Annotated in this window: 10 protein-coding genes; 6 read left to right on the top strand and 4 right to left on the bottom strand. The window is 70.1% G+C overall.

Annotated elements, in window-relative coordinates; all coding sequences use genetic code 11:
* Positions 1-86 precede the first annotated feature (86 nt).
* The 5 genes from JQS43_RS09580 (at position 87) to JQS43_RS09560 (ending at position 8,027) form a co-directional block, all read left to right on the top strand.
* Positions 87-2,315 carry an MMPL family transporter gene (locus JQS43_RS09580; protein WP_239678708.1) on the top strand — a complete coding sequence of 743 codons (2,229 nt, stop codon included), beginning with the start codon at positions 87-89 and terminating at the stop codon, positions 2,313-2,315.
* A gap of 264 nt (positions 2,316-2,579) precedes the next feature.
* On the top strand, positions 2,580-5,372 hold the full coding sequence (locus JQS43_RS09575; protein ID WP_239678707.1) for an aconitate hydratase: 2,793 nt from the start codon (positions 2,580-2,582) through the stop codon (positions 5,370-5,372).
* 172 nt (positions 5,373-5,544) lie between these two features.
* Positions 5,545-6,246 (top strand): hypothetical protein, encoded by a 702-nt coding sequence (locus JQS43_RS09570; RefSeq protein WP_239678706.1) that lies wholly within the window; start codon positions 5,545-5,547, stop codon positions 6,244-6,246.
* 73 nt (positions 6,247-6,319) lie between these two features.
* Positions 6,320-6,904 (top strand): TetR/AcrR family transcriptional regulator, encoded by a 585-nt coding sequence (locus JQS43_RS09565; RefSeq protein ID WP_239678705.1) that lies wholly within the window; start codon positions 6,320-6,322, stop codon positions 6,902-6,904.
* Between the two features lie 136 nt (positions 6,905-7,040).
* Positions 7,041-8,027: a hypothetical protein gene (locus JQS43_RS09560; protein WP_239678704.1), complete on the top strand. Its 987-nt coding sequence runs from the start codon at positions 7,041-7,043 to the stop codon at positions 8,025-8,027.
* Positions 8,028-8,122: 95 nt separating this feature from the next.
* Here JQS43_RS09560 and JQS43_RS09555 read toward each other — a convergent pair whose 3' ends face one another.
* Positions 8,123-8,518, bottom strand: a complete 396-nt coding sequence (locus JQS43_RS09555) for a MerR family transcriptional regulator (RefSeq protein ID WP_239678703.1) — start codon at positions 8,516-8,518, stop codon at positions 8,123-8,125.
* Between the two features lie 76 nt (positions 8,519-8,594).
* On the opposite strand from JQS43_RS09555, the gene JQS43_RS09550 reads away from it, so the two are divergent.
* The gene (locus tag JQS43_RS09550) at positions 8,595-9,365 is read left to right on the top strand and encodes an SDR family oxidoreductase (RefSeq protein ID WP_239678702.1); all 771 of its coding nucleotides are present in this window, start codon (positions 8,595-8,597) and stop codon (positions 9,363-9,365) included.
* A gap of 14 nt (positions 9,366-9,379) precedes the next feature.
* On the opposite strand, the gene JQS43_RS09545 is transcribed toward JQS43_RS09550, so the two are convergent.
* Genes JQS43_RS09545 through JQS43_RS09535 form a run of 3 tightly spaced genes read right to left on the bottom strand, consistent with a single transcriptional unit; the run spans position 9,380 to position 12,354 of the window.
* Positions 9,380-11,281, bottom strand: coding sequence for an ABC transporter ATP-binding protein (locus tag JQS43_RS09545; protein ID WP_338037176.1), 1,902 nt, complete (start codon positions 11,279-11,281; stop codon positions 9,380-9,382).
* A gap of 19 nt (positions 11,282-11,300) precedes the next feature.
* Complete coding sequence (locus JQS43_RS09540) at positions 11,301-12,083, bottom strand: enoyl-CoA hydratase/isomerase family protein (RefSeq protein WP_239678701.1); 783 nt, start codon at positions 12,081-12,083, stop codon at positions 11,301-11,303.
* A gap of 43 nt (positions 12,084-12,126) precedes the next feature.
* Positions 12,127-12,354 carry a helix-turn-helix domain-containing protein gene (locus tag JQS43_RS09535; protein WP_239678700.1) on the bottom strand — a complete coding sequence of 76 codons (228 nt, stop codon included), beginning with the start codon at positions 12,352-12,354 and terminating at the stop codon, positions 12,127-12,129.
* Positions 12,355-12,430 lie beyond the last annotated feature (76 nt).

The following is a 12,430-nucleotide window of genomic DNA, read 5'->3' as shown; positions in this document are numbered from 1 at the left end:
GTACACCAGGGTGCCATAGGCCACAACGTCTTTAAGCGACGGTCGCAGCTATCCAGCTCCGGCTTAGGCTGACGCTGACCCACTCAGTGACGGGAGATTCTCGGTTGTCCACGCTGCTCTACCGGCTCGGCCGGTCCGCGTTCAGACGGCGAAAGACGGTCGCCGCCCTCTGGTTGGCGTTGCTGGTGCTGATGGGCGTCGCCGCCGCCACCCTCGCCGAGGAGACCACCGACTCCTTCGACGTGCCGGGCACCGAATCCGTGGACGCGCTCGCGATGCTGCAGGAGCGGTTCCCGGAGGCGGCGAACGACGGCGCCACCGCCCGGGTGGTGTTCGCGGTCGACGAGGGCGAAGCCCTTACTGACCCAGAGCACCAGGCGACCCTCGCCGCCACCCTGCAGGAGCTGGCGCAGGTGCGCGACGTGGTGGCGGTCACCGATCCGTTCGAGGCGCAGACGGTCGCGCCGGACCTGCGGATCGCCTACGCCGAGGTGGCCTTCAACAACTCCTTCCCGGCCGCGAACGAGGAGCTGACCGAGGCGGTCGAGCCCGCGCGAGACGCCGGGATGACCGTGGAACTCGCCGGCGAAGCACTGATGGAGGAGTTCGAGAACCACGCCGCCGAGCTGATCGGACTCGGGGTGGCGGCCATCGTTCTGGTGATCACCTTCGGCTCGTTCGTCGCCGCCGGCTTGCCGCTGCTCAACGCGATCATCGGCATCGGTATCACCATCGCCGCGCTCACCGCGGCGACCCGATTCTTCGATCTCTCCAGCTCCAGCCCCACCTTGGCGCTGATGCTGGGGCTGGCGCTGGCGATCGACTACTCCCTGTTCATCGTCTCCCGCTACCGCCACGAGCGCAGAGTCCTCGCCGATTCGGGAGACCAGGACCCGGGCCCGGAGGCGATGGGCCGGGCGCTCGGGACGGCTGGTTCCGCGGTGGTCTTCGCCGGCCTCACGGTGATGATCGCGCTGCTCGGCCTCTCGGTGGTCGGCCTGGACATGCTCACCGAGATGGGCCTGGCGGCGGCGTTCGCGGTCGCCATGGCGGTGCTGATCGCGCTGACGATGCTTCCGGCGCTCTGCGGGATGGTCGGCCGCCGGATCACCGGCGGCCAGGTGCCCGGCCTGCGCGCCCGCGACCCGGAGGCGCAGGAGGCCGACGGCAACCCCAGCCTCGGCACCCGCTACGTCAAGTTCATCACCCGTCGGCCACTGCCGGTGCTGCTGCTGGTCGGCGTGGGCATGGTGGCGTTGGCGATCCCCGCCGCCGACCTGCGGCTCGGCCTGCCCGACGACGGACAGATGGGCGAGGACACCACCCAACGGCAGGCGTACGACCTGATCGCGGAGGGCTTCGGGGCCGGGGCGAACGGCCCACTGATGGTGGTCGTCGACACCCTCGGCAGCCCTGACCCGGAGCCGGCCGCCCAACGCGTCTTCCAGACCGTCAGCGAGCTGGACAACGTGGTGTTCGCGCAGCCTCCGGTCTTCAACCAGGCCGGCGACACCGCCCTGGTGACGGTGATCCCGCAGACCGGCCCCAGCAGCGAGGCGACCGAGGAGCTGGTCGAGGCGATCCGGGGTGGCACCACCGCGATCGAGCAGGAGGCCGGTGTCGCCGTGGCGGTGACCGGCCAGACCGCGATCATCATCGACTTCAACGAGCAGATGGGCCAGGCGCTGCTGCCGTACCTCAGCGTGGTGGTCGGGCTGTCGCTGCTGCTGATGTTGCTGGTCTTCCGGTCGATCCTGGTGCCGATCAAGGCGGCGCTGGGCTTCCTGCTCACCATGGGCGCGACCTTCGGTGCGGTGGTCGCGGTCTTCCAGTGGGGCTGGTTGACCGACCTGCTGCCGGTGACGCAGTCCGACCTGGTCGTCAGCTTCCTTCCGATCATCCTGATCGGCGTGGTCTTCGGGCTGGCCATGGACTACCAGGTCTTCATGGTCACCCGGATGCGGGAAGAGTACGTCCACGGCGCGGCACCCAAGGCAGCGGTGGTGACCGGTTTCCAGCACGGTTCCCGGGTGGTGGCGGCCGCAGCGATCATCATGATCAGCGTCTTCGCCGGGTTCACCCTCTCCGGCATGGACTTCATCCTGCAGATCGCCTTGGCGCTGGCGATCGCGATCGCGCTGGATGCGTTCGTGGTGCGGATGACCCTGGTACCAGCACTGCTGGCGCTGCTCGGCCGGGCTGCGTGGTGGCTGCCCCGCTGGCTGGACAAGATCCTCCCCAACGTGGACATCGAGGGCGAGAAGCTGCGGCACGAACTCTCCGAGCGGGAGGCCGAACCGGTCGGCACCCGCTGACCCCACGTCACCCCGAGCGCCGATCATGGACCTAGGTCCATGATCGGCGCTTTTTTGGACCCCTAAGCCCATGATCAACTCACCGGGGGGCCTTGACGTAGATAGCAAGACGGACGTACGGTTTGGTTAGCGGCACCGGGGTCGGGGGTAACGCCCACGAAGTGGGGTAAGCCTCGCCTAACCCGGCCGCACCCGGCTGGATGCGACAGACTTTGCCGTGACCAGTCCGATCCGTCCCACCTCCGAACACACCAGGGAGAAGCCGTGGCCAGCCTCGACACCTTCGGAGCCCGCAGCCAACTACGCGTCGACGACGCCGAGTACGAGATCTTCCGGCTGGACGCGGTCGCCGGCCAGCAACGGCTGCCGTACAGCTTGAAAATCCTCCTGGAGAACTTGCTGCGCACCGAGGACGGGGCGAACATCACCGAGGGCCACATCCGCGCCCTGGCGGACTGGGACCCCACCGCGGAGCCGAGCGTCGAGATTCAGTACACCCCGGCCCGGGTGCTGATGCAGGACTTCACCGGCGTCCCGTGCGTGGTCGACCTGGCCACCATGCGCGAGGCCGTCCGTGACCTCGGCGGCGACGCCGCGAAGGTCAACCCGCTCGCCCCCGCCGACCTGGTCATCGACCACTCGGTGGTCGCCGACGTCTTCGGCCGCCCCGACGCCTTCGAGCGCAACGTCGAGTTCGAGTACCAGCGCAACCGCGAGCGGTATCAGTTCCTCCGCTGGGGCCAGAACGCCTTCGACGAGCTCAAGGTGGTGCCGCCGGGCACCGGCATCGTGCACCAGGTCAACATCGAACACATCGCGCCGGTGGTGATGGCCCGCCGTGGCCAGGCCTACCCGGACACGCTGGTCGGCACCGACTCCCACACCACCATGGTGAACGGGCTCGGGGTGCTGGGCTGGGGCGTCGGCGGCATCGAGGCGGAGGCGGCGATGCTCGGCCAGCCGGTCTCGATGCTCATCCCCCGGGTGGTCGGATTCAAGCTCGACGGTGAACTCCCCGAGGGCGCCACCGCCACCGACCTGGTGCTCACCATCACCGAGATGCTCCGCCAGCACGGGGTGGTCGGCAAGTTCGTCGAGTTCTACGGGCCCGGGGTGGCGGCGGTGCCGGTCGCCAACCGGGCCACCATCGGCAACATGTCCCCGGAGTACGGCTCGACCGTGGCGATCTTCCCGGTCGACGCCGAGACCGTGAACTACCTCCGGCTCACCGGCCGCGACGCACACCAGCTGGCGCTGGTCGAGGCGTACGCGAAGGCGCAAGGGCTGTGGCACGACCCGGCCGCCGAGCCGGCCTACTCCGAGCAGCTGACGCTCGACCTGTCCACCGTGGAGCCGTCGCTCGCCGGTCCTCGCCGGCCGCAGGACCGGGTGCCGGTGGGCAGCGCCAAAACCCTGTTCCGAGGCGCGCTCAACGACTACGTCGCCGACGGTGACCACGGCGACACCGGCTCGGCCGACGAGGCGGCGGAGGAGTCCTTCCCCGCCAGCGACGCGCCCGCCATTGGGCACGCCGACGACCCGGCCGACGCGCCCCGGGATCTGATCTCGGCCGCCGTCGGCGCTAACGGTCGCCCCTCCCGGCCGGTGCGGGTGACCGGCGAGGACGGCAACAGCTACGAGCTCGACCACGGCGCGGTGGTGATCGCGGCCATCACCTCCTGCACCAACACCTCCAACCCGCAGGTGATGCTGGGGGCGGCGCTACTCGCCAAGCACGCGGTCGACAAGGGGTTGGCCCGCAAGCCGTGGGTGAAGACCAGCCTTGCCCCCGGGTCCAAGGTGGTCATGGAGTACTACGAGCGGGCCGGGGTCACCCCGTACCTGGAGAAGCTCGGCTTCCACCTGGTCGGCTACGGCTGCACCACCTGCATCGGCAACTCCGGGCCGCTGCCGACCGAGGTTTCGGAGGCGGTCAACGAGCACGACCTGTCGGTGGTGTCGGTGCTGTCGGGCAACCGAAACTTCGAAGGCCGGATCAACCCGGACGTGAAGATGAACTACCTCGCCTCGCCGCCGCTGGTGGTCGCCTACGCGCTCGCCGGCACCATGGATATCGACCTGGCCAACGAACCGCTGGGCACCGGCTCCGACGGTCAGCCGGTCTACCTGCGGGACATCTGGCCGAGCACGCGGGAGATCGAGGAGACCATGGCGGCGGCGATCGCCAGCGAGATGTACCAGAGCGGGTACGCCGATGTCTTCGCCGGCGACGAGCGGTGGCGCAATCTGCCGACGCCCAGCGGGGACACGTTCACCTGGGACCCGGAGTCGACCTATGTGCGCAAGCCCCCGTACTTCGACGGGATGAGCCCGCAGCCGCAGCCGGTCGGTGACTTCGACGGCGCGCGGGTGCTGGCGATGCTGGGCGACTCGGTGACCACCGACCACATCTCGCCCGCCGGGGCGATCAAGCCCGACTCGCCGGCCGGCCAGTACCTGTTGGACAAGGGCGTGGCCCGGCACGAGTTCAACTCGTACGGTTCCCGGCGCGGCAACCATGAGGTGATGATCCGCGGCACCTTCGCCAACATCCGGCTGCGCAACCAGCTCGTGCCCGGCGTCGAAGGCGGCGTCACGGTAAACCACCTCACCGGCGAACAGACCAGCATCTACCAGGCCGCCGAGGCGTACGCCGAGGCCGGCGTGCCGCTGGTGGTGTTGGCCGGCAAGGAGTACGGGTCGGGCTCGTCTCGGGACTGGGCGGCGAAGGGCACCGCGCTGCTCGGCGTGAAGGCGGTGATCGCCGAGTCGTACGAGCGGATCCACCGCTCCAACCTGATCGGGATGGGAGTGCTGCCGCTGCAGTACCCGTCCGGTCAGAGCGCCGCCTCGCTCGGCCTCACCGGCCGGGAAACCATCGCCATCGCCGGGGTCGAGGAGCTGAACGACGGCACCACTCCGGCGACGGTCCGGGTCACCACCGACACCGGCGTCTCCTTCGACGCGCGGGTGCGGATCGACACGCCGGCCGAGGCCGACTACTACCGGCATGGCGGGATCCTGCCGTACGTGCTGCGGAAGATGCTGGCTGCCTGACCTGTTTCTTGCCGAAGCCGACCGCCGGCGCCGCTCCCACTATGTGGGAGGGCGTCGGCGGTTGCATGTGGTTCGCAGGACTGCCGGAACGGCTGACCGGTCCGGGCCCGGTCGGACAGTTGCGCAGACCGGGCATACTCCCACTGGTCTTTTAGAATCGAGGAGGGTACGCGTGACCAACCCCCACCCGCCGGGCCAGTACGGCCAGCAGCCCGGTGTGTACGGGCAGTCGGCGCCGCCGCCACACGGCGGTCAGCCGCAACCGGGCCAGTATCCGCAGCAACCCCAGTACGGCCAGCAACCGCAACCGGGCCAGCAGCCTCCGTACGGGCAGCAGCCGCAGTACGGCCAGCAACCCCAGTACGGGCAAGAACCGGCCGGCCAGTATGGGCAATCGGGCCAGTATGGCCAACCAGGACAGTTTGAACAGCAGGCGGCTTACGGGCAGCAGCCGCCGTACGGACAGGCCGGCGACGGTCAGTCCGCGATCGCACTGACCACCAAGTACCAGTGGGCCTTCTTCATGCTGGCCTTCTTCAAGCCGAAGGTCTTCCTCAACGGCCAGGAGATCGCCACCAACGCCTGGGGCCGACAGGTCTGGACAGTCTCGCCGGGCCAGCACCAGCTGCACGTCCACGTGCCCTATATCATTCCCTCCCAGATCGGGAAGGCTGACGTCACCGTACCGGTCAGCCCGGGGCAGACCGTCGAGGTGGAGTACAAAGCCCCGCTGTGGGTCTTCAGCGGTGGCGCGCTCGGCCCGCCGCCCCAGAAGTACCCAGCCGCCGGCATCACGATCGGACTGCTGATCGCGTTCGTCGTCTTCATCTGTGGCTGCTGCTGCCTCAGCCTCCTGGTGTCGACTTCTGCCTGACCGCTCAGGCCGGTGGGATGCAATCCGTACGTACGGATTGCATCCCACCGGCCTGAGCTGGCACGATCTCGGTGTGCCGAGAGTGAGCCAGGACCAACTCGATGCCCGGCGCCGGGAGATCCTCACCGGCGCCCGCGCCTGTTTCGCCCGCCACGGGTACGAAGGCGCCACCGTCCGGCGGCTCGAACAGGAGACCGGCCTCTCCCGCGGCGCCATCTTCCACCATTTTCGCGACAAAGAGTCACTGTTCCTCGCGGTGGCCGAGGACGACGCGGCCGCCATGGTGGCGACGGTAGCCCGCAACGGCCTGGTACAGGTGATGCGGGAACTACTGGCGCGCGCCGGCACGACCGACACGGTGGGCTGGCTCGGCACCCAACTGGAGGTGGCCCGCCGGCTGCGCACCGACCCGGCGTTCGCCAAACGCTGGGCCGCCCGCAGTGAAGCGATCGCCGAAGCGACCCGCGACCGGCTGACGCGGCAGCGAGAGGCCGGAGTCCTCCGGGACGATGTGCCCATCCCGGTGCTGGCCCAGTTCCTCCAGCTGACCTACGACGGGCTGGTGCTCCACCTGGCGATGGACCACCCCCCGAGCCCGGAGTTGACCCAGGTGCTCGACCTGATCGAGGCAGCGGTCCGCAGACCCCCAGCTCCGTGACCCTTCCCCCGCTTCCGTGATCAAAGTGATTGGTTGGCTGCTATGGCAGCCGCACGGTCACCTTGATCACGGGCGAGCGTCAGCGGTTGGTTCGGGTCCGGCGTTGGTTGCGACGGAACAGTCATCCTCGATATTCGTGGACACCTTCGCGCGGCTCGTAGCCTCCCAGGACGGCCTCATCACCCAGGCGCAGGCGTACCAGTGTGGGCTCACCCGGGCGGCGCTCCGGTGGCGGCTCGCCAGCGGCGACTGGCGGGAGATCTTGCCGCACATCTATGCGACCGTTACCGGCGACCCGACCGCCCGCCAACGCGCCCTCGCCGGTCTCCTGTACGGCGGCGCCGGGGCGCAGCTGACCGGCGGCGTTGCGCTACGCGCGCACGGCTTCCGCTACCTGCCGACCGACCCGTACGTGCGGATCCTGGTGCCACGCGGGCAGCAGCGCCGGTCGGTGAGCTTCGTGGCGCTCCACCGTACCGACCGGCCTGATCCCCGACCGGTACGCGTCGACCCGCTCCTGCTCGCCTCGCCCGCTCGGGCCGTCGCCGACGCCGCCCGCTGGTGCCGGAGCCGGCGGCAGGTCCGGGCGATGGTCGCCGACGCCGTCCAGCGGCGCCTCACCACTGTCGCCGCGTTGCAGGAGGAGACTGCTCGCGCCGCGCGGCAGCATTCGGCGCTGCTGCGCGCGGCGGTAGCCGAGATGGCCGACGGGGTCCGCTCGGTCGCCGAGTCCGAGCTCCGGCAGGTGCTCGGGGCTTCCCGCATCCGGCCGCCGATCCACTGGAATCCGCACCTCGTCTCCGCCGAGGGCGGCGAGACATTACCGACGCCCGACGGCTACCTCGCGGATGTCGGGGTGGCGTTGGAGGTCGACTCGCGAGAGTTTCACACCTCACCCGGGGCCTGGAGCCGAACGATGGCCCGACACAACCTGCTCGCCCGCCACGGCGCGGTAGTGATTCACCTGCCGCCTTCGCGGATTCGGGGCGCGCCAGCTTCCGTCCTTGCCGAGGTGGAGCAGGTCTACCTGACCCGACGCGCCACCGGGGCGACCGCCGCGATCCGGTTTGCGGAGTCAGATCCCTTGCCCACCCGGGCGCCCAATCGTCGGAGATCAAGGTGAGCGAGTGGCTGCTATAGCGACCACTCAGTCACCTTGATCACGGGGGTAAGGCGGCGCGGTGGGGCGCGGCGCGGCGCTGGCGGGTGCGCGGGCCGCTATGGTTCCTGGTCGGCAACGATCTTGCGGTAGATATCGACCTTGTAGGTGATGGTGTCGAGGTCCCGCTGCAGCTCCGACATTCGGGCCCGCACCCGCTCCTGGTGCTCCTCGAACAGCTGCAGCCGCTCCGGCAGCGTGTGCTCACCCTCCCGGGCCAGCTGCGCGTACCTGCGCATTTCGCGTACCGGCATGCCGGTACGCCGCAGTTTGATCAGCAACTCCAACCAGCCCAGGTCGGTCTCGCTGTAACGGCGGCGGCCCGCGCTGTCCCGGCCGATCTGCGCGACCAGGCCCTCCTGCTCATACCAGCGCAGGGTGTGGGTGGTCAGGCCAACCCGGGCCGCCGCCTCCCCGACGCTCAACCACACCTGCTCTGCCGCCATCTGGGTCATGACGCCTCGCCTTCTCTTCGAGCGGACTCGAAGTCAAGGATGCCACTTTCTGGGGTAACTGGCAGGATGGCCAGTTATGGACCTTGGACTGCGTGATCGGGTGTATCTGCTGACCGGCGCGTCCCGCGGCCTCGGCCTCGCCACCGGCGAGCAGCTGGTCGCCGACGGCGCCCGGGTGGTCGTCTCCGCCCGCGACGAGCAGCGGGTGGCCGCGGCCGTGACGACACTGGAGCAGCGCGGCGGCGCCGGCTGCGCCGTCGGCGTCACCGCCGATCTGGCCGACCCGGCCACCCCGGGCCGGCTGGTGGCCACCGCCACCGCCGAGTTCGGGCGGCTCGACGGGGCGTTGCTGTCGGTCGGCGGGCCGCCGCCGGGCAGCGTCGCCCAGGCCGACGACGCGCAGTGGCGGCAGGCGTTCGAGTCGGTCTTCCTGTCGGTGGTGCGCACCGCCCGGACGGTCGCCGCGGAGCTGGGGAGCGGCGGCGCGATCGCGCTGGTGCTGTCTTCGTCGGTGCGGGCGCCGGTGCCCGGCCTGGGGTTGTCCAATGGGCTCCGGCCGGGGCTCGCCGGGGCGGCCAAAGACCTCGCCGACGAGTACGCCCCAGCCGGGATCCGGGTGGTGAGCCTGCTCCCGCACCGGATCATGACCGACCGGAACCGGGAGCTGTTCGCCGCCACCGGTGACCCGGCGCAGGCGCAGGCACAGGTGGAGGCCCAGATCCCGATGGGGCGGCTCGGGGAGCCGGCCGAGTTCGGTCGGGTCGCGGCGTTCGTGCTCTCCCCCGCTGCTAGCTACCTGACCGGGATCACCGTGCCGGTCGACGGCGGCGCCGGCCGCGGGCTCTAGCGCACCGGCCGGTTTCAGCCCACCGCCCGGGTGGGGGAAGCGTCGGTCGCGAACTGGGTCCGGTAGAGCTCAGCGTAGAGCCCGCCAGCGGCGACCAGCTCCTCGTGCCGGCCCCGTTGCACGATCCGGCCGGCCTCCAACACCAGGATCTGGTCGGCGTTGCGGACCGTGGAGAGCCGGTGGGCGATGACCAGCGAGGTGCGGCCGGTCAACGCCACCGACAGCGCCCGCTGCACCGCCGCCTCGGATTCGGAGTCAAGGTGGGCGGTGGCCTCGTCGAGGATGACGATCGACGGGGACTTGAGCAGTAGCCGGGCGATCGCGATCCGTTGCTTCTCGCCGCCTGAGAACCGGTACCCCCGCTCCCCCACCACGGTGTCGAGCCCTTCTGGGAGAGTCCGGACCAGGTCGGCGATGTGGGCACCGGCCAGCGCCTCCCACAGCTGGTCGTCGCTGGCCTCGGGCCGGGCGTACCGCAAATTCTCGGCGAGCGTCTCGTGGAACAGGTGCGCCTCCTGGGTGACCACCCCGACCGCGTCCCGCAGCGAATCCAACGTTACGTCCCGGACGTCGATCCCTTCGATCGAGACCTGCCCGTCGGTGACGTCATAGACCCTCGGCACCAGCATCGAGGTGGTGGTCTTCCCAGCACCGGAGGGGCCCACCAGCGCAACCAACTGGCCCGGCTCGACCGTGAACGACACCCCCCGGAGCACCGGGTCGGAGACGGTCCGGTCCAGCACCGCCACGTCCTCCAGCGAGGCGAGCGACACCTCCGCCGCCGACGGGTAGCGGAAGTGGACATCCCGGAATTCGATCCGTCCGGCCGCCGCCGGCAGCGGCACCGCGTCCGGGCGCTGCGAGATCGCCGGGGCGAGGTCCAGCACCTCGAAGACCCGGTCGAACGAGACCAGCGCGCTCTGCACATCCACCCGGACGTTGGCCAACTCGGTGAGCGGCCCGTACAACCGGACCAGCAGCAGCGCCAGGGTGACCACGGTGCCGGCCGAGAGCTGCTCGTTGACCGCCAGCCAGCCACCCAGGCCGTAGGTGAGCGCCTGCGCCAGCGAGGCGACCAGCAGTAGCGCCACGAAGAAGGTACGGGCGTACATCGCCTGCCGGATGCTGATGTCGCGGACCCGGGCGGCCCGGTCGGTGAAGCGGGCCGACTCGGTCTCCGGGCGGCCGAAGAGCTTCACCAGCAGCGCCCCGCCCACCGCGAACCGTTCAGTCATGGTCGCGTTCATCTTCGCGTCCAGGTTGTAGGACTCGCGGGTGATCTCGGCCAGCCGGCGCCCGACCCGCCGCGCCGGGATGATGAACGCCGGCAGCAGCAGCAGCGACAAGGTGGTGATCTGCCACGACAGGGTGAACATCACCACCGCGGTCAGCGTCAGCTGGATCACGTTGCTGACCACCCCGGAGAGGGTGGTGGTGAACGCCCGTTGCGCCCCCAGTACGTCGTTGTTGAGCCGGCTCACCAGCGCCCCGGTCTGGGTACGGCTGAAGAACTGCAGCGGCATCCGCTGGATGTGGTCGTAGACCCGGGAGCGGAGGTCGAGGATCACCCCCTCGCCGATCTTGGCGGAGAAGAACCGCTGCGCCAACTGCAGCAACGCGTCGGCGAGCGCCAGCCCGGCGATCGCCGCGGCGAGGATGATCACCGTCCGCCCGGCCTCCGGACCGCCACCGCCGATGGTGTCGACCACCCGGCCGGCGAGCACCGGGGTGGCGACCGCGGCGCCGGCCGCGATCATCACGGTCAGCAGGAAGACCGTGATGGTGCCGCGGAATGGCCGGGCGAAGGCGATCACCCGGCGTATCGTCCCGCGGCGGGTCTGGTGCCCGCTCAGCTCATCTTCACGGCGCAGCGAGCGGAGGGTACCCCAACCCCCGCCGCCACCCATGCCGCCCATTGGTGGGGCCACTGCGTGTCTACTCCCCGGATCCGGCCAACTCGCGGAGCCGGCGGACCTGGGCCTGCCGCTCTGCGCTCTCCTGTTCAGGGTACGAGCGGCCGGATGCCGCGCTGAGCAGGGCCTTGATCTCGATCACCGCGTCCCGGGGACCGGCCAGCACGGCGGCGGTCAGGTCGGCGACCGCCGGGGTGAGTTCGGCGCCGGGGACGACCAGGTTCGCCAACCCCAGCTGGTGGGCTTCGGTGGCGTCGACCCGGCGGCCGGTGACGCACAGTTCGAGGGCCCGGGCGTAGCCGATCAGCTCGACCAGGCGTTTGGTGCCGCCGAGATCCGGCACCAGGCCGAGGGTCACCTCGGCCATGGCCAGCTGGGCGTCCTCGGCGAGCACCCGGAGGTCACAGGCGAGCGCCAGCTGAAACCCCGCCCCGACCGCGTGGCCGTGCACCGCCGCCACCGTGATCAGGTCGGGTCGACGCAGCCAGCTGAAGGCGCCCTGGAACTCGGCGATCCGCGCCGCCGCGGCCGCCGGTGGGGTGTTGGCCAGCTCCGCCGCCAGGCCCGAGGTGAGCACCGTCCGATCCAGGCCGGCGGAGAAGACCGGCCCGTCGCCGCGCACCACTACTATCCGCACATCACCGGGGAGGTCCCGGCCGATCCGCCGAAGACGTTGCCACATCTGCGGGGTCTGGGCGTTGCGCACCTCCGGTCGACACAACGTGACCGTCGCTACTGGCCCGTCACGGTCCAGTCGGACGGCCGCCGCTTCGTCGTGGCCCGCCCGCACCCCCGGCGACGTCACGTGCGGGTCCGTGACCGGGGGCGAGGGTACGCGTCGGGCCGCGTCACGCCTTCTTACGGCGGCGGGCGCCACCGCGTTGCCGAAGCTGCACTCCGGACTCGGTCAACACCCGATGTACGAAGCCGTACGACCGACCGGTGGAGGAGGCGAGCGCACGGATGCTCTCGCCGTCCGTGTAACGCTTGACCAAATCCTTCGCGAGCGTCTGCCGCTCCGAACCGATGATCCGGCGGCCCTTTTCGGAACTGGTTGTGGTGCCGGTGGCTGTCATCTTTCTTCCTCACGTCCCTGACATGCGGCTACATCACGTTGGTGTGCGGAAGTAGTCCCTATCTATTGGACCACCT

It is taken from the genome of Natronosporangium hydrolyticum, assembly GCF_016925615.1.
GTDB classification, from domain to species: domain Bacteria; phylum Actinomycetota; class Actinomycetes; order Mycobacteriales; family Micromonosporaceae; genus Natronosporangium; species Natronosporangium hydrolyticum.
This window is presented reverse-complemented; position numbering and strand designations above follow the sequence as displayed.

Excerpts from the sequence above, each read along its gene's own strand:
- JQS43_RS09550 (WP_239678702.1), top strand. The coding sequence starts at position 8,595 with ATGGACCTTGGACTGCGTGATCGGGTGTATCTGCTGACCGGCGCGTCC.
- JQS43_RS09555 (WP_239678703.1), bottom strand. The coding sequence starts at position 8,518 with ATGACCCAGATGGCGGCAGAGCAGGTGTGGTTGAGCGTCGGGGAGGCG.
- JQS43_RS09545 (WP_338037176.1), bottom strand. The coding sequence starts at position 11,281 with ATGGGCGGCATGGGTGGCGGCGGGGGTTGGGGTACCCTCCGCTCGCTG.
- JQS43_RS09535 (WP_239678700.1), bottom strand. The coding sequence starts at position 12,354 with ATGACAGCCACCGGCACCACAACCAGTTCCGAAAAGGGCCGCCGGATC.